This is a genomic window from Psychrobacter cryohalolentis K5 (assembly GCF_000013905.1).
GTDB lineage: Bacteria > Pseudomonadota > Gammaproteobacteria > Pseudomonadales > Moraxellaceae > Psychrobacter > Psychrobacter cryohalolentis.
Map to the genome: position 1 here is coordinate 1,947,264 of NC_007969.1, position 18,088 is coordinate 1,965,351.

Here is an 18,088-nt window from a genome sequence, read left to right on the forward strand (position 1 = left end):
TGGTATTTTGATAGCGACGATTATACGGAATTGAGCGCTCAATTTATAGGCTTGGCTACGTTTAAAATAAATCTCTAGTCAAAATGATAATCGCCTACCATTTTGCATAATGATCTTCTGCCAGTCCCATCACATTATCAAGCTTAATCACCTCTTGTTTGATTCGAATCTCACCATTATAAAAACCAAGCCATTGCTCAAAAATACTGGCAACGATACCAAAGTTATCGGTCTTCTTATAAACCGTCATAGGGGTAAAGGTTAAATCAATATCAACATTGCTCCAGCCAAGGTTTTGATGATAGATGTGCCAAGGCTGCGGTGTGGCATCTAACCTATTAGCAACGTTGTCTTGCTGATTGGGTGGCAAATTTAGAGCATCACGAATAAACATAACAGGCGGTAAATAAAATATCTGCCCATCTAGCCAGCACGCATTTTCACTAGCGCCCGTTTCATTAACACCCATCGATAAGTTCAATGTGAAATGACGACCATCTAGCAAATAGCTATTGATACAACTCCAAAACCAATTGGTCTCATGACGCATATATCCAAGTGTCCAATCTAAATTGGCAATAGTGTCATCATTGAATGATATTTTCTGAACTTGTTGTCCATTATTAAACGTTGAATTGGCCTTAATAGCTAAGTGACCTACGATTTTGGTAAGCGGCTCTTTTTGCGTAAAAGTCCAGCCACGCCTGCCAGTCGGTGTGCAGACCGCCAATGGCTGCGACTGCCGCTGTAACGTTGTTTCAATAGCCAGATACTGACTGTCTAACACAACGTTGACTTGTGACGGGGTAAAATCTAACGTCAATGTCAGCTTTTTATGTTTAAATGCCATCTGCCCTTGATAGCAACTACCCTCTAAACGCGTATCAAGCGTCAAAGGCTGCAAGGCTTCACACACCTCTATCTCGTTTGTTTCATCATTATAAAGATAAACAAAAGCACTGGTCGCAAGCTTAATGGTCGCCAGTGCCAAGCAGACTCGATAAGGTGGTTGAATGATTTGAATAAAGCAGAATTGGTTGGCTTTTAAATCTTTACGCCAATTGGGCAGAGGTTTCTGTGAGATAAGGTGGCTGTGATAATCTAAATAGTTGATGTCTTTGATTTGGGCAAAAATACCAGAATGAGGCTGACCTTTTTGGATTAGTTGGTCGAGCACCGCTGGTTTCAATTCATTAGCGATATCAGAAAAAGGTTGATGATTGTTTTGAATCATAATGGCGGCATCCTAGCCAAATTTATACCAAGAGTTAAGCAGTTTGTTATGTAATGGCTATTGCTAACTAATACTTCACTATAATAGCAAACAATAGCCCATTAAAAATAAAACGCTGTGATTCCTAGTAGGAAACTATAACCATTAAAAAATACGCTTATCATTAACCGGTTTGGCAAACTTATTAATATTGGTTTCAATATTTTTGGCAATACTCAGATAGTAAGACGCAAACTCATCATCGACTAATACGCTTGGCTCACCTTTATCTACCTGTGCACGGATAGCGCTTGCCAGTGGAAGCTGTCCTAATAGCGGCACTTGATATTGCTCAGCGATCTTTTCGCCGCCGCCTGTACCAAAGATAGCTTCAGTATGATTGCAGTTACTACAAGTGTGCAGCGCCATATTTTCAACCACGCCAAGCACAGGAATATTGGTTTTATTAAACATCTCAATGCCTTTTTGGGCATCAAGTAACGCAATATGCTGCGGCGTCGTCACAATGACAGCGCCCGTCACCGGAATACGCTGAGCAAGGGTGAGCTGAATATCACCGGTGCCTGGTGGCATATCAATGACTAAGTAATCTAACTGTGGCCAATTGGTTTGATTATATAGCTGCATCAACGCGCCGGTCGCTTTTGGACCGCGCCATGCGATAGGCGTATTATCACCATCAAGCAAGCTGCCAATCGATAACATCGCTAGTCCATGCGCATTAATTGGCACAAACTGCTCATTTTCAAGCTCAGGTCTGACACTATTCACACCTAGCATCGCTGGCATACTGGGTCCATAAATATCAGCATCTAATACACCAACGCGGTTGCCGAGCTTTTGTAATGCCAAGGCGATATTGACAGTAGTGGTTGATTTTCCCACGCCGCCCTTACCAGAGGCAACGACAATGATATGACGAATACGCGGATGAGCGGACAACGACGCTTGGGTAGGAGCTTGCTTAGTGATAGGTGGTTCAGCATTTACCGTACTATCATCGCTTTTGGCAACAGGTTTACTATGACTATCCATCGCATTGGTGGTTTTTGGCATTGCTTTTGGCAAACTTGAGCCTTCACCTTTCATCGGCGCTGGTATCCGAACATTCATATGAATGCTTTGAATACCATGCGGCTGTAATAACTGCCCAAGCGCTTGCTGAATGGCCTCAGGATCGCTTTCATGTGGCAGACGCAACTCTAATGTCAGCTCACCACCATTACGCTCAAGCCCAGTGACCATCGTAGCAATACTGCTATCCCCAACATGATAACCCAGCAATACTTTATCAACAGCGCTATCAAGCGCAGCTTTCTGCTCTGGAGTTTCCTTTTGTGCGGTGGGTTTTTTCTTCATAAAATTAAACATAGCGACCGTGACTGCCTATACAAGTGGGTTGGTATGCTAAAAAGTATTATTAATACTATAACGAGAATAATTAACGATAGAAGCCATAAGCTTTTTAGCCAAACCTTTTATCGTGTCAGTGTAGCTCAATTGCAAGCATAAAAAAACCATGATGGCAGTAAGACAGCATTTTGCGTACAGCTTTGATCCTACGGTATCATCGATATCAAATAACATAGATGAATTACTTTATGACACGAGACAAGGTTGAGTTTGTTCAATACAAAAGGCAAGCTCGCAGCTTATCATCACCACAGACATCATACTCATTAACAATACCAATACCAATACCAATACCAATACCAGCGACCCTATGGAATCATCGCGAATACAGCACGAGGAATACCGAAGCAAACGTCCCCTGAATATCGGTATCTGGATACGCAAATATCGTCGAGCGATTGGGCAATTGCTGTAATAACTGCCTAGCAATTTTGGGCTTAATCAGCGCTGTGATATCGACAATATCACTAGGACGTAAAGTCTGCACCGCATCAATCGCGCGCTTAAAATCCTGTCTTTCAATAGTATCGCTTAACTTTACTGATATGTCTTTATTATTCATCACCTTATCCCTGCGCTCAAGATAGCCCAACGAGTACTCATAAAAAAGAGCCAATATCATTGGCTCTGGTCAATATAAAACTAAATCCTAGTCGATTGGTCTTTTTTAGGAAGCTTATAGCAATTAAGCTGACTGACCAAACAAGTTCTTAATTCGTACTATTAATTCATAAACCAGCCATGGCTTGCGACAATCGATTGTCCGGTAAAGACATTGCTTGGAAATGCAGCCAAAAATAAAGCCAGTTGAGCAATATCATCAACCGTAGTAAATTCTTTATCAACCGTATTAACTAGCATAATATCGTTCACTACTGACTCTTCGCTAATGCCTTTTTCAGCCGCTTGCTGAGGAATTTGCTTTTCGACTAAAGGCGTTTTGACAAACCCTGGGCATATCACATGCGAGCGTACATTATGGGCAGCGCCCTCTTTTGCCAATACGCGACATAGACCAAGTAAACCATGTTTGGCGGTGACATAAGGTGCTTTAAATAATGAGGCTTCATGTGAATGCACAGAACCCATATAAATCACTGTGCCACCTTTGTCATCTTTATACATATGCTGTACGGCAGCTTTGGTGGTCAAAAACGCCCCATCTAGATGAATGGCGAGCATTTTTTTCCAATCTTCAAATGCCATTTTATGGATAGGGTCAATGATTTGGATACCGGCGTTAGATACCAGAATATCAATACCGCCAAAGGTATCGACCAGTTTCTGAACACCGTCATTAACAGCAGTTTCAGACGTTACATCCATCGCAATTGCAACGGCACGCCCGCCTGCGGCTTCAATAGCATCGACAGTTTGCTGAGCCGCTTCAATATTAATATCTGCAATACCGACTACCGCGCCTGCCTTAGCATAAGTTTCGGCGATATCACGTCCGATACCGCTGGCAGCGCCTGTGACCAATGCTACTTTGCCAGTCAAATCTTGTTGTAATTGGATCGCCATATATTATCCTTAATAATAGGTGATGGTGTGTAGTGATGAATGAAGCCTATAAATAAGCCACTAAAATATAGTGGCTATTAAAAAATTTACTAATCAGTATTTGAACTATTAAGTGGTTTATCAAAGCTATTGAGCAATGCTCACTGGTGTTTTTTCTTGTAGCTCATCGAAGCTAACACCATCTGCTAACTCAACCAGTTTTAGACCATTATCAGTCACATCAAGTACCGCAAGCTCTGTGATAATACGATCAACAACGCCTTTCCCTGTCAGTGGTAATTCGCAATTGGCAAGGATTTTTGGCTCGCCGTGTTTATTAACTTGCTCCATGAGCACAATCACACGCTGTACGCCTGCGACCAAATCCATCGCGCCGCCCATGCCTTTAACCATTTTTTTGGGAATCATCCAGTTTGCCAAATCGCCCTGCTCTGAGACTTCCATCGCGCCCAATATTGCAAGGTTAACATGACCGCCACGAATCATCGCAAACGACTCTGAACTACTAAAATAACTCGCACCTGATTCGGCAGTGACCGTTTGTTTACCTGCATTAATCAAATCTGCATCGACGTTTTCTGCAGTAGGAAACTCGCCAATACCTAATAAGCCGTTTTCTGACTGTAGCCAGACATCGACGTCTTTAGGGATATAGTTTGCAACGAGTGTCGGTAGACCGATGCCTAAGTTAACATAATAACCGTCTTGTAACTCTTGTGCGGCACGCTGTGCCATCTGCTCTCTTGTCCATGCCATGATAGCTTCCTTAATTTTTACGATATTCTATTACTATAAATTTAATAATTTATTAATTATGCTGTAATCGCAATGACTAAGCGCCTTCGACCACTTTAGTTGTTGTCTTTTCGATACGCTTTTCAGGGCTGCTATTCAATACGATACGCTGCACAAAAATACCCGGCAGATGAATCTCATCAGGATTTAAGGTGCCTGTTTCTACGATCTCTTCAACTTCAACAATAGTAATCTTGCCCGCCATCGCACAGTCTGGATTAAAATTACGCGCCGTTTTATTAAAGATTAAGTTACCTGCTTTATCCGCTTTCTGCGCTTTGATTAGAGACACATCAGCGCGTAATGAATGCTCAAGCACATAAGTACGACCGTCAAATTCGCGGGTTTCTTTGCCTTCAGCAACTAAGGTACCAACGCCGGTTGCGGTATAAAATGCCGGAATACCTGCACCACCTGAACGTAGTTTTTCTGCTAAGGTGCCTTGCGGGGTCAGCTCAACTTCCAACTCGCCTGCCAAGTACTGGCGCTCAAACTCTTTATTTTCACCCACATAAGATGAGATCATTTTTTTAATTTGGCGCGTCTGTAATAACAATCCCAAGCCAAAGTCATCGACACCAGCGTTATTACTGATGCACGTCAAATCTTCAACACCACTATCCCGCAATGCTTCGATTAACGCTTCAGGAATACCGCATAGACCAAAACCACCGATCGCCAGCGTTTGTCCGTTACGCACAACACCACTCAACGCCGCTTCTGCGCTGTTATACACCTTTGATTGACTCATGCTTATCTCCTTGCACGTCTCATTTTTATTATTTACATTGATTCATTATAGGTTTTGCTTATTTAAGCAAACACTAGACTACCAATCAGTTTTATATTTAAAGCAATACAATTTATATCACTATAAAATCTAGCGTACAGCTGTAATAACTTAACATATAATTCTAGCAGCGACTAGACAATAATATAAAGCGCGTACAAGGCAGCGCAGCTTGAGCAATATGGGTGAGGTTACCATTCTAATTGTCTAAAATAATGTTTGATAAAATACGTTAAATTGCCCGTTACGTTTAATTTTATTGACGTATTTCCCTATGCCCTGCATACTCTCAGGCTTAACTTAGCCAAGGAGGGCGATCATGTTTAGCACACTTGCTATTATTATTACTTTATTACTTTTGATGTTCTTTGCTTATCGCGGTTATTCCGTACTGATTTTAGCGCCAATTATGGCTGCTTTAGCCGTACTGCTTTCAGGTGATTTTTTAAGCAGTATTCCTGCTTATACTGATGTCTTTATGGGCGCATTGAGTGGCTTCCTACTCAAATTCTTTCCTATCTTCTTATTGGGCGCACTCTTTGGCCGTTTGATGGCAGATTCTGGGGCGGCAACAGCGATTGCCAAAACGGTGGTCGAAAAGCTTGGTGCCAGTAAAGCAATTTTGGCGGTTATCTTAGTTTGCGGTATTTTGACCTATGGCGGTGTGTCACTGTTTGTCGTGGCATTTGCTATTTATCCAATCGCCAAAGACTTGTTTAAAGCTGCTGATATTCCTAAGCGCTTGATTCCAGCAGCGATTGCCCTAGGTTCGTTTACCTTTACCATGACAGCATTACCTGGCACGCCTGCCATTCAGAATGCTATTCCGATTCCTTATTACAATACCAACGTATTTGCCGCACCTGTCTTGGGGCTTATTGGTGGTACGATCATGTTTGTCTGTGGTTGGTTGTGGTTGCAATCGCGTGCCAGAAAAGCGAATGCCGCTGGTGAAGGATATGGTCAGCATGATGAGAGTGATGTAGGCGGTGTTGGTGGAGGCGCAGCAGAGACCAACTTGCTTAGTACCCATCATACCTCATTCACCGTTGCGATGATTCCTCTGATACTGGTCATCATTTTGAACGCTTTACTAACTTACTTTGTCTTCCCATCGATGGATTTTAGTGGTCTACAGACTCAGTTCCCAGATTTGAATATCGCAGGTTCGCTTGGTCTATGGTCGATCATCCTCTCATTGGTTGTAGCTTGTATCGTGCTAATCGTCATGCGTCTCGGTCATTGGACCAACCTACAAAAAACCATCAACCGCGGTACTTATGACTCGATGTTACCGATCTTTAACACCGCGTCGGAAGTAGGCTATGGTGCCGTTATCGCGTCATTAGCAGGCTTTCTTCTCATTCGTGATAGTATCTTGAATCTAACGCCAGACAATCCGCTCATCTCAGAAGCAGTCGCTATGACCACGCTGGCTGGTATTACTGGCTCATCATCTGGTGGTTTGAGTATCGCACTTTCAACCTTGGGTGAAGACTATCTAAGAATGGCAGTCGCAGCCGGTATTGATCCAGAACTCATGCATCGAGTGGCGGTAATGGCAGCAGGCGGTTTGGATACTTTGCCGCACAGTGGTGCGGTCATTACCTTGTTGGCCATTTGTGGTCTGACACATAAACAGTCCTACTTAAACTTGGCAATGGTCACTATGATTATTCCACTGATTGCTGTCGTCGTTGTCATTACCTTGGGCACGATGTTTGGTTCATTTTAATTGGGTTGAATCAGTAAAGCATATAATGAAGTCAATTTAAAAAACGGACAGCTTTACTGTTTTAAAGCGCTCATAAAAACCCCGCTAAGCAAAAGCTTAGCGGGGTTTTTATGAGCGCTTTATAAGGATTTACTATGTTGGACTTTTATCATAAATATCAATAAATACATTACACTTATTATAACGCACTACTGGTATAAACTTTTCTTGCTTGCTATGCCTACGCAGACAGAGTCTACGAATAATTAATACCAGTAGCGCTGCACTCTTCTAAAAATGAATCAACTATAGCGCTTATTACCGTATTAATTCGTAAGGAATATCACAAATTTAGCCGAATTACGGTATCATAGGCACACTTTTTCAATTTCTATTGATAACCAACCCGTTTATATAAGAATATAGGTGATGAAAGTGCGTGAGATTTTAGTAACCAGTGCCCTGCCCTACGCCAATGGAGACATTCACTTGGGGCATCTTGTAGAGTATATCCAAACTGATATTTGGGTACGGTCGATGAAGGCGCAAGGTCATAAGGTGACTTATGTCTGTGCGGATGATGCTCATGGTACTGCCATCATGCTCAAAGCCGAAGACAATGGCGTAACACCAGAACAGCAAATTGCCAATGTGCAAGCTGCTCATGAAGCCGATTTTGCTAAGTTTTTGATTAATTTTGACAATTATCATTCAACGCATTCAGAAGAAAATCGGGAATTTTCTGAGCTAATTTATCGCCGCCTTAGAGATGCAGGTCATATCTCTACTCGTGATGTGGAGCAGCTATTTGACCCTGAAAAACAGCTGTTTTTAGCCGATCGTTTTGTTAAAGGTACCTGCCCTGAGTGCGCCGCTACCGACCAATATGGTGATAATTGTGAAGTTTGTGGTACGACTTATGATGCGACAGAACTTAAAAATCCGTACTCTACGTTATCAAATGCGACGCCTATTCTAAAGACTTCAAAGCATTATTTCTTTGACTTACCAGAGTTTGAGCAATTTTTAAAGGATTGGACGCGCAGTGATAATCGCTTGCAAACCTCAGTTGCTAATAAGCTGCAAGAGTGGTTCGATGCCGGCTTGACCAGTTGGGATATCTCGCGTGATGCGCCCTACTTTGGCTTTCAAATTCCAGACACGCCAAGCGATGAGCCAGACAAATACTTCTACGTATGGCTAGATGCGCCTGTTGGCTATATGGCAAGCTTTCAGAACTTGTGTGATAAACGTGCAGGTACAGAAGAGGCTCTAGACTTTGACCATTATTGGGCGCAAGAAAACGAGCATAAAACCGAGGTTTATCACTTCATCGGTAAAGACATCGTTTATTTCCATGCGCTATTTTGGCCTGCCATGCTTGCTGGTAGTGAACTCCGTACACCAACTGGCGTCTTTGCTCATGGCTTCTTGATGGTCAACGGCGAAAAAATGAGTAAGTCGCGCGGCACCTTTATTAAAGCCGACACTTATGCTGAGCATTTGCATCCTGAGTACTTGCGTTATTATTTTGCGAGTAAGTTATCTGACAAAGTCGAGGACATTAACCTTGATTTAGAAGACTTTATGCAAAAGGTTAACTCTGATCTCGTTGGTAAAGTAGTCAATATCGCCAGTCGCAGCGCTGGATTTTTGGTCAAAAAGTATGATGGTATGCTGACAGACGTCTGTGCTGAGCCAAGCCTATTAGAAGACATCACCAAGACGGGCGATGAAATTGCTGCGGCTTATGAAAACCGTGAATTTTCTCGTGCCATGCGCCTGATTATGCAGTGTGCTGATAAAGCCAATGAATACATCGATGACAAAAAACCGTGGGCGCTTGCCAAGGTTGAAGGCGCAGAGCAAGAAGTTCAAGACGTCTGCTCAGTAGCAATCAATATCTTCCGTCAATTAATGGTATATCTTGCGCCTGTATTACCTGAGCTGACTGCCAATGCTAAAGAATTTTTGAACATTGATGATTTAAGTTTTGCCAGCCGTAATGAGTGGTTGCTTGGTCATCAAATTAATAAGTTTAAACCACTGATGCAGCGTATTGAAGAAAAAGATATTGCAGCGATGGTTGAAGATTCTAAAGCCTCATTGACACAAGTAGGTGCGCCTACCGCTAGCCAAGACGATAAAGCAGCAGCAAAAAATACCTCGCCTGCAGCAATGCCAAGCAGTACCGAACAAGCAGACTATATCGGTATCGAGGACTTTGCCAAAGTCGAGATGAAAGTCGCTCATGTTATCGCTTGCAACCATGTCGAAGGCGCGGACAAACTGCTTCAGTTCACACTAGATGTTGGTGAAGCACAACCTCGCAACGTCTTTAGTGGTATTCGCAAATTCTATGAGCCTGAGCAATTACAAGGTAAAAAGGTTATTTGCGTGACCAATTTGGCACCGCGTAAGATGAAATTTGGCATATCAGAAGGCATGGTATTGTCGTCAGGCGACCCGAAAACAGGTCTGGTGGTAATTACCTTACCTGATGAAGCCGTTATCGGTGATTCACTGGCTTAAAAACGTTAAATTAATCAAGTAATAATAAAAGAACAAAACAAAAAACGGTCTAAATAGACCGTTTTTTATGTTAAAAAGAATAGAAAGTAAGCTTGCTGTTTATCTGGTCAAAATATCAATGATCTGCAACGTATCATTAACGACCGTCACAATTTTATTTTCTGGCGTGCGAATACGAACATAGCGGTCATCATAACGGTCTAAAATTACCGAACGATCATAAATATCTCTATCAATGTTGCCGACTACTCTGTAACCGTATTGATCGAGATCACGCTTGAATGAGGCGTTAGAGTTAGCATGATGATAAGCATTAATGTTAGGCTGGGCATTGCTGCTATAACCATTTTTAAATTTATATTTTTCTAACTGATGCTGCTTAAGCTGTACTTGTTCATGCTTATCTTTACCGACATACGCAGATTTGCCCTTGCCATGATTATTACCGTGACCCTCTTTTGCCATAGCAGGTAAGGAAATCAATGAGATCGCTGTAATGCCAGCGATGGTTAATAACTTAAGATTAGTAGTGTTCATAATGTCATCCTTAAAATATTCATTTGAAAAAGATTAAGTAGATGGTAGAGTCTGTTGAACATTCACTAATGTCAGCATGATTAATAATGATATGGATTTCAGACTCACTGTAACTTTCGTATAGAAATTAGCTTGCGTTCATTATAAAGTGCGTTTGTAATCGCTGAATTGCTGGTTTGTGCGTTTTTTAAGCAGCGTTTTGCCGAATAAAGATGATTTTGCCAAATAAAACAGTCAATACTTGCTTTAATAACACTGGTGACGAATACGCTTTAATTTTTTATTGCGATAAGTTACATTACTGTCATAATATGAACATAATGATCAATGGATTGATTACTTTGATGTTAGCCCGTTATCTCAGCATTCACATAACATTGACTCGGGTAACCTGCACTTTCTAACCTACGAGCCACTATAAAATGATTTTTGCTACTACTTTACGCTTTAGCCTACTTGGTGCTGCGATGAGCGCCGCGCTTGGATTATCAGCCTGCTCTAAACCTGCAGATACTACAACGACCACCGATGACAGTACCACTACTGCTCAAAAACCTACCAAAACATTGGCAATCACTCAAATCGTTGAGCATCCCTCATTGGATGATATGCGTCGCGGCATTATTGATGAGTTGGCGGACAACGGTTATGTCGAAGGTCAAAATCTAAAGGTTAACTTTCAAAGTGCGCAAGGCAATACCGCAACCGCAGGACAAATCGCCAAGCAGTTTGTCGGCGACAATCCTGATGCCATCGTCGCTATCTCAACCCCATCGGCACAATCTATCGTCTCTGCAACCACGACCATACCAATTATATATACCGCTGTCTCAGACCCACTGGGTGCCAAATTGATCACTGCAGATGGTAAACCCTTTCAAAGCAATTTAACCGGATTATCAAGCCAATTACCATTAGAGCCACAGCTAGATTTGCTACAAAAAATCAAGCCTGACCTCAAAACCATTGGCTATGTATACAGTCCTGGTGAAGCCAACTCGGTATCATTGCGTGATGCGCTTAAAAAAGCGCTGCCGGCACGTGGCTTATCATTACTAGATATTCCAGCCAACCGTCCAACCGATATCGGTATGGCGACACGTAGCTTACAGGGTCGCGCAGATATTATTTATACCTCGTTTGACAATAATGTTGCCTCAGCCTTTGAAGCGATGGCACAAGCTGCCAATGAGCTAAAGCTGCCTATTGTTGCCTCTGATGAATTCAGTGTCCAACGCGGCGCCACAGCAGCACTTGGTGTCAATGATTATGATTTTGGTCGTACGACAGGTAAGATGGTTTATCGCATTTTAAATGGTGAAGCGGTCAGTACCGTTAAGCCTGAAGTCATGAACGAATTGACACTCTACGTCAGCCCTAAACATGCTAAAACGCAAGGTGTAGTACTGTCAGATGAGCTGTTGAAAAATGCTATTAATGTCGATGAAAAAGTAAAAACTGCCAGCAAATAATCGCTGGTAGATAAGAGTGAATACGCAGTAAATATCTTATAATTTATAACAAACACTGTTTATAACCGCAGTACGTAAGACCTTCTATCTATCTTTTATATAATGTACGGACACATTATTATTTTCAGGAGTAAGACCCATGTTGTATCAGAATCGTTTTGCCAAAGCTCTTTTATGGGGCGGTATATGTACCGCTATTTTGACTGGTTGTAATCAGCCAGCTAAAGAAGGTACCGCGACTGATGGTACTGCGGGCACCGATACCACAACAGAAATGAAAACGGTTGCTATTACTGCTATCGTTGAGCATCCAGCACTTGATGCCGTACGTAAAGGCGTAATCGATGAGCTAAACGATGCCGGCTTTAAAGATGGTGAAAACCTGAAAGTCAACTTCCAAAGTGCTCAAGGTAATACTGCTACTGCTGGTCAGATTGCCAAGCAATTCGTCGCCGACAATTCAGACGTTATCATTGCTATTGGTACGCCATCGGCTCAGTCAGTTGCTGCTGCCACCAGCAGTATTCCACTGGTATTTTCAGCAGTTACTGATCCGGTTGAAGCCAAACTGGTCTCAAAACTTGATGGTTCTGGCACCAACGTCACCGGTGGTTCTGATGCGCTTCCTTATGAGCCACAAATCGACTTGATGCGCCAAATTATTCCTAGTCTCAAAAACGTCGGCTACGTCTATAGCCCAGGTGAAGTCAACTCAACGATTATCCTAAAAAATCTAAAAGAAAAACTGACGCCACTTGGCATCAAAGTACATGAAGCCCCTGCCCAGCGTAGTACTGATATTGCGATGGCAGCACGCAGCCTAGAAGGTAAGGTCGATATGATCTATACCTCAACGGATAATAACGTGGTTTCAGCTTATGAGTCACTATATCAAGCCGCTAAAGAAAGTAAGATTCCGTTAATTGCTTCGGATACCAGCTCAGTTGAGCGCGGTGCTATCGCAGCATTGGGCGTCAACTATTATGATCTTGGTCGTGAAACTGGCAAAATCGTTGTACGTATCTTAAATGGTGAAAAAGCAGGCGCAATTCCCGTATACACGCCAAAAGTTCTTGACTTATATGTCAGCCCAAAACATGCTAAAGAGCAAGGCATCACCTTACCACAAGCGGTTATTGATAAAGCAAAAGAAGTGGTAGAGTAACTGCCTTTTACATAATCAGTATAAAACAAACAGTAGATGATAATGTTGATTGCGCAAGCTGCCATTATCGTCTACATTAGCTTTACCTTGCTATTTATTGGTACGAATTATTGCTACAAACAAAACCCAGCTATGTGTCAGTAGGCTGGGCTTGTTGTTTAAAGGCTTTCAATAAGCAAAGATTATGATCATTTATGACAGTGATCGGTTGCGCTTTACCCTAGCTGCAGATTATACAATCTGTTAAATTCACCGCCTAAGTGTTTGGCTTGTAGATGATGCTGATATATGCCACTCATCTCAACCTCATGGTTCTCTAAACACTTGGTTATGACTTACTGATCTCTTATGTCTTTAATTGCTTTTTTTGGTGCACTTGAAAGTGGTCTGATTTATGGCCTAGTGGCGCTTGGCGTCCTTATTTCATTTCGTACCCTCGACTTCCCTGATTTGACCGCTGACGGCAGTTTTCCATTAGGTGGTGCGGTCGCTGGCATCTCTATCATCGCTGGTGTCAATCCATGGCTTGCCTGCGCCTTTGGTATGCTAGCCGGCTCAATTGCTGGTATCGTCACTGCTTGGTTGCACGTTAAGCTTGGCATACTACAGCTCCTTGCCAGTATCTTGGTGATGGTTGCGCTCTATTCTATCAACCTACGTATTATGGGTGCGCCAAACTTGCCGCTATTGGGTGAAACGACTGTCTTTAGTACCTTAGTCAATGATGGCAATGGCTATTGGATGCGCTGTCTGATCATTGGTATTGTCGTACTACTGGCCATGTTATTTTTAAATTGGTTTTATAGTACTGAAACAGGTTTATCTATGCGAGCAACCGGCTCAAACCTACGTATGGCGCAAGCACAAGGTATCAATACCTCATGGATGACCATCATCGGTATGGCCATTTCTAACGGTTTGATTGCTCTAGCAGGTGCACTGTTTGTACAGACACAAGGTGGCGCAGATATCTCAATTGGTATCGGTACTATCGTTATTGGTTTGGCAGCGGTCATCATCGGTGAGACGATTATTCCCGCTAAACGCATTTGGCTGATTACATTTGCGGTGGTCGTCGGTGCGGTGTTATACAAGCTGTTTATTCAAGTGGCACTATCGAGCGATACGCTACGTAGTATCGGCTTTGGTCCGCAAGATTTGAACTTGATTACTGCCCTACTCGTGGTATTGGCATTGGTATTGCCGAAAGCTAAAAATAAATTCTTAAGTCGTAAAGTTCGGGCTTAATGTCAATGTGCACCCATAAGGAATAATAATTATGATGCAAGCTACAGATTTGCGGTTGACCTTTAATCCCGGAACGCCCATTGAAAACCCTGCCCTACGTGGTATCGATTTAAATATCGCTGATGGTGAATTTGTCACTGTCATCGGTACCAATGGCGCGGGAAAATCGACCTTTTTAAACGCGGTTAGTGGTACCACTCGCGTCGATAGTGGCTCAATCTTACTAAATGGCATTGACGTCACCAAAAAGACCGCGCACCAGCGTGCTCATTGGGTGGCTCGTGTATTTCAAGACCCAATGGCGGGAACTTGTGAAGCGTTAACGATTGAAGAAAACATGGCGCTTGCCTATAAACGCGGTGGCAAACGTGGTTTAAACTTTGCTCTAAACCAAAATAACCGTGACTTATTTCGCGAAAAATTGTCGGTCTTAAAACTTGGCTTAGAAAATCGTTTGACTGACCGCATGGGTCTGTTATCCGGTGGTCAGCGCCAAGCCGTTAGCCTATTGATGGCATCACTACAGCCTTCTAAGATTCTATTACTTGATGAGCACACGGCGGCGCTTGACCCTAAGACTGCCGCTTTTGTGTTAGAACTAACCGATAAAATTGTCACTGACAATCAGCTTACTACCATGATGGTCACGCACTCGATGCAGCAAGCGCTCGCTCATGGCACGCGTACCGTGATGCTACATCAAGGTCAAGTGGTATTAGATGTGGCTGGTGATAAACGTCAAGGCATGACTGTGCACGATCTACTCGATATGTTTGAGCAAACGCGCGGCGAGAAAGTTGATGATGACAGCTTAATATTAAGCTAACCGATAACCCGTATTTCTTTGAATATAGATAAAAAACGCCTACTTAATCGTAGGCGTTTTTTGCTTTTAGTTTACGATAAAAATAATATCTGATCGTTATTCCCAATTTAGAATCTAACGTCACTATAGTTAACATACCCTAAAAACGCTACGGTACTGCGGGTACAAATTTTTTTGCAGCCTCTGTCTGCGTAGGCACAGCAAGAAAGAAAAATTGATACCAGCAGTACATAATATGTCGATATTACTTTTCATTGACTATATCTTTTGAATCAGCTCGCTTTTTATATACCAAAGTCCTCTACTCATCAGCCACGCCTGATTTGCTTTGAGGTTTTTGTTATTGATAGGTAATGATATCGCCACTTTGCCACTAGCCATTATATAGTAAGCGTTTATACATCTGCTCTTAGTAAAATGACCGTTATCTATCAGCACTCGCCTATAAGGTTTATCATGCGCAAAATTCCTGTTTATATACACCCTGCAGCGGGCTGGCCTGCACTGATTGCCTCTACGCGTACCTTAATGGATTACAAGGCTTTTTTGCGCGGCAGTATCAGCGTCTTACATAGCAATCAGCCAAAGGACGGCTTTGATTGTCCGGGCTGCGCATGGCCGGATCACAAGTCAAATAAGGCCATAGATGTCTGTGAAAACGGTATCAAAGTCATCGCCAGTGAAACGATGAACAGACGAGCAGACGCAACTTTTTTTGCTAATAATACAGTCACAGCGTTACAAGGCTGGTCAGGCTATGAGCTTGAACACAGTGGACGCTTATCAGAACCACTCTATTATTATGCTGCTCAAGACCGCTATCTGCCGATTTCTTGGCAAGCGGCTTATGAGATTATCGCTGACCAATTAAAACAGCTTGATTCGCCAGATGAAGCACTGTTTTATACCTCAGGACGGGTGACCAACGAGCCTGCTTTTATGTTTCAACTATTTGTGCGCTGTTTTGGCACCAATAACTTGCCTGATTGCTCAAACATGTGTCATGAGCCAACGTCAGTGATGCTTGGTAAGCAGTTAGGCATCGGTAAAGCAACCGTAATATTGGAAGATTTTGAGCAGGCTAAATTGATTTTATTGTTTGGACAAAATCCTGCAACCAATCACCCACGTATGCTTGAGATGCTCGCCCATGCCCATAAGCAAGGCTGCCGAATTATTTCTATCAACCCCATGCGTGAACAGGGTCTAAGCAAGTTTAGAAACCCACAAAAACCCTCCCATATGGCAGCAGGTCAAAGTGATGAGATGGTCGATGAGGTTATCCAAATACAAATCGGTGGCGATGCGGCTTTATTAACCGGCATGGCCAAATGGCTCACCAAAAACGGTAAAATGAACAGTGGTTTTATTGAGCAGCATACCTCAGGCTATGACGCTCTGGATGCTTGGTTACATCAGCAATCTTGGACGGATGTAGAGCTTGGCTGTGGCATTAGTAAAGCAGAGATTATTATGCTCGCAAAGTTGGTTGCTGAGAGTCCAGCAACGATTTGTACATGGGGCATGGGCATCACTCAGCATGTCCAAGGCGAAGATAATGTTGCCATGATTACCAACTTGCTATTGTTGATGGGTATGATTGGTATCGATGGTGCAGGCGCATCGCCTGTACGTGGACACTCAAACGTGCAGGGTGATCGTACCATGGGTATTCATGAACGCCCTAAGCAGAGCTTGCTTGATAGTCTTGAGCGTGTTTTTAAGCAACCGATGCCACAAGAAGATGGGCTTGATGTCATCGCCGGTGCAAAGGCACTAATAAAAGGCGACATCAAAGCCTTTGTTAGTATGGGTGGCAACTATGCGGTTGCAGCACCAGACAAGAGTGCCATTCAAACTGCACTGACCTCTACAGAGCTGAACGTCTTTGTAGCAACCAAACTCAATGAAACCATGTTATATCCGGGCAAAAACAACCTTATCCTGCCTTGCATCGGTCGTACCGAGCGCCTCATCACTGATAAAGGTGAGCAGTTTGCCACTATTGAGGACTCAATGTGTCAAGTTGTGGCGACCAGAGGACGCATAAAGCCTATCAGCGACGCGCTAAAATCCGAAGCGCAAATCGTTGCAGATATGGCAACTCATGTACTTGGAACTGAATCCTCAATCCCTTGGCAAGCGATGAGTACGGATTTTGATATTATTCGTGATTATATTGCGCAAGCGATTGAAGGGTTTGAAAACTTTAATCAGCGTATTCGTGCCGCTGAGCGTGGTTTTCACTTGTATCATGCGGCGCGTCATCGGATTTGGAATACGGATAGTGGTAAAGCACAGTTTGAAGTACCGCAATATCCGATTACCTACGTTGCCGCGCAAATGGCACAAACGACATTCGATTATCAAAATAATTCAGTAAACAATCAAATCTTTGATATGAACCAGTCCGCTGAGCAAAACGTCTGGCAACTAACAAGTGTCCGTAGTCATGACCAATTTAACACCATGATATTCGGCTTCCAAGATCGCTACCGACAGACTGATCGTCGTGATGTGCTCTTTATGCATCCAGATGAAATCAGTCGCTTAGGTTGGCAAAAAGGCGATCAAATCATGGTATCGCGCCAAGACAGTCAAAATGCTGAGCGCACGTTAGGACCTTTGATACTAACAGAGATGGATATTGCAGCGAATGCAGTGGCAACCTATTATCCTGAATGTAATGACCTCCTTGATTTGGACAGTCATGCGCCGGAATCCAGAACACCTGCTTATAAGTCTGTTACCGTGGTATTGAAGTGTGTTGAACAAAGCAGTATGGCAACTGCCGTATGATGGGTATCTCGGCATTAGGACTTTTATTTTATTGATAAC

The 18,088-nt window shown here is 42.9% G+C and carries 14 protein-coding genes; 7 read left to right on the forward strand and 7 right to left on the reverse strand.

The genetic code is table 11. The features are described 5' to 3' along the window. Nucleotides 1-94: 94 nt before the first annotated feature. The 6 genes from PCRYO_RS08090 to PCRYO_RS08120 form a co-directional block, all read right to left on the reverse strand. On the reverse strand, nt 95-1,234 hold the full coding sequence (locus PCRYO_RS08090) for a DUF2804 domain-containing protein (protein WP_011513915.1): 1,140 nt from the start codon (nt 1,232-1,234) through the stop codon (nt 95-97). 144 nt (nt 1,235-1,378) lie between these two features. After that, complete coding sequence (gene apbC / locus PCRYO_RS08095) at nt 1,379-2,605, reverse strand: iron-sulfur cluster carrier protein ApbC (protein WP_011513916.1); 1,227 nt, start codon at nt 2,603-2,605, stop codon at nt 1,379-1,381. 358 nt (nt 2,606-2,963) lie between these two features. Beyond that, nucleotides 2,964-3,209 (reverse strand): hypothetical protein, encoded by a 246-nt coding sequence (locus PCRYO_RS08105; RefSeq protein ID WP_041753144.1) that lies wholly within the window; start codon nt 3,207-3,209, stop codon nt 2,964-2,966. 161 nt (nt 3,210-3,370) lie between these two features. Next, a complete protein-coding gene (locus PCRYO_RS08110; protein WP_011513918.1) occupies nt 3,371-4,171 on the reverse strand; it encodes a 3-hydroxybutyrate dehydrogenase in 801 nt (266 codons plus the stop codon). 126 nt (nt 4,172-4,297) lie between these two features. After that, a complete protein-coding gene (locus PCRYO_RS08115; protein ID WP_011513919.1) occupies nt 4,298-4,927 on the reverse strand; it encodes a CoA transferase subunit B in 630 nt (209 codons plus the stop codon). Between the two features lie 76 nt (nt 4,928-5,003). After that, nucleotides 5,004-5,717, reverse strand: a complete 714-nt coding sequence (locus tag PCRYO_RS08120; RefSeq protein ID WP_011513920.1) for a CoA transferase subunit A — start codon at nt 5,715-5,717, stop codon at nt 5,004-5,006. Nucleotides 5,718-6,075: 358 nt separating this feature from the next. Between PCRYO_RS08120 and PCRYO_RS08125 the strand changes: the two genes are divergently transcribed. Both PCRYO_RS08125 and metG read left to right on the forward strand, forming a co-directional pair. Beyond that, nucleotides 6,076-7,491: a GntP family permease gene (locus PCRYO_RS08125; protein WP_011513921.1), complete on the forward strand. Its 1,416-nt coding sequence runs from the start codon at nt 6,076-6,078 to the stop codon at nt 7,489-7,491. Nucleotides 7,492-7,899: 408 nt separating this feature from the next. Beyond that, nucleotides 7,900-10,002 carry a methionine--tRNA ligase gene (gene metG, locus PCRYO_RS08130; protein ID WP_011513922.1) on the forward strand — a complete coding sequence of 701 codons (2,103 nt, stop codon included), beginning with the start codon at nt 7,900-7,902 and terminating at the stop codon, nt 10,000-10,002. Nucleotides 10,003-10,101: 99 nt separating this feature from the next. Here the strand turns inward: metG and PCRYO_RS08135 are convergent, their stop codons facing one another. After that, nucleotides 10,102-10,539 (reverse strand): hypothetical protein, encoded by a 438-nt coding sequence (locus tag PCRYO_RS08135; RefSeq protein WP_011513923.1) that lies wholly within the window; start codon nt 10,537-10,539, stop codon nt 10,102-10,104. A 422-nt stretch (nt 10,540-10,961) separates the two neighbouring features. On the opposite strand from PCRYO_RS08135, the gene PCRYO_RS08140 reads away from it, so the two are divergent. The 5 genes from PCRYO_RS08140 (at nt 10,962) to PCRYO_RS08160 (ending at nt 18,049) form a co-directional block, all read left to right on the forward strand. Next, complete coding sequence (locus PCRYO_RS08140; RefSeq protein ID WP_011513924.1) at nt 10,962-12,011, forward strand: ABC transporter substrate-binding protein; 1,050 nt, start codon at nt 10,962-10,964, stop codon at nt 12,009-12,011. A 139-nt stretch (nt 12,012-12,150) separates the two neighbouring features. Further along, nucleotides 12,151-13,176: an ABC transporter substrate-binding protein gene (locus tag PCRYO_RS08145; RefSeq protein ID WP_011513925.1), complete on the forward strand. Its 1,026-nt coding sequence runs from the start codon at nt 12,151-12,153 to the stop codon at nt 13,174-13,176. Between the two features lie 348 nt (nt 13,177-13,524). Next, nucleotides 13,525-14,424 (forward strand): ABC transporter permease, encoded by a 900-nt coding sequence (locus PCRYO_RS08150; protein ID WP_011513926.1) that lies wholly within the window; start codon nt 13,525-13,527, stop codon nt 14,422-14,424. A gap of 31 nt (nt 14,425-14,455) precedes the next feature. Continuing rightward, nucleotides 14,456-15,250, forward strand: coding sequence for an ABC transporter ATP-binding protein (locus PCRYO_RS08155; protein WP_011513927.1), 795 nt, complete (start codon nt 14,456-14,458; stop codon nt 15,248-15,250). A 456-nt stretch (nt 15,251-15,706) separates the two neighbouring features. Next, complete coding sequence (locus PCRYO_RS08160; protein ID WP_011513928.1) at nt 15,707-18,049, forward strand: FdhF/YdeP family oxidoreductase; 2,343 nt, start codon at nt 15,707-15,709, stop codon at nt 18,047-18,049. The last annotated feature ends 39 nt before the right edge of the window (nt 18,050-18,088 follow it).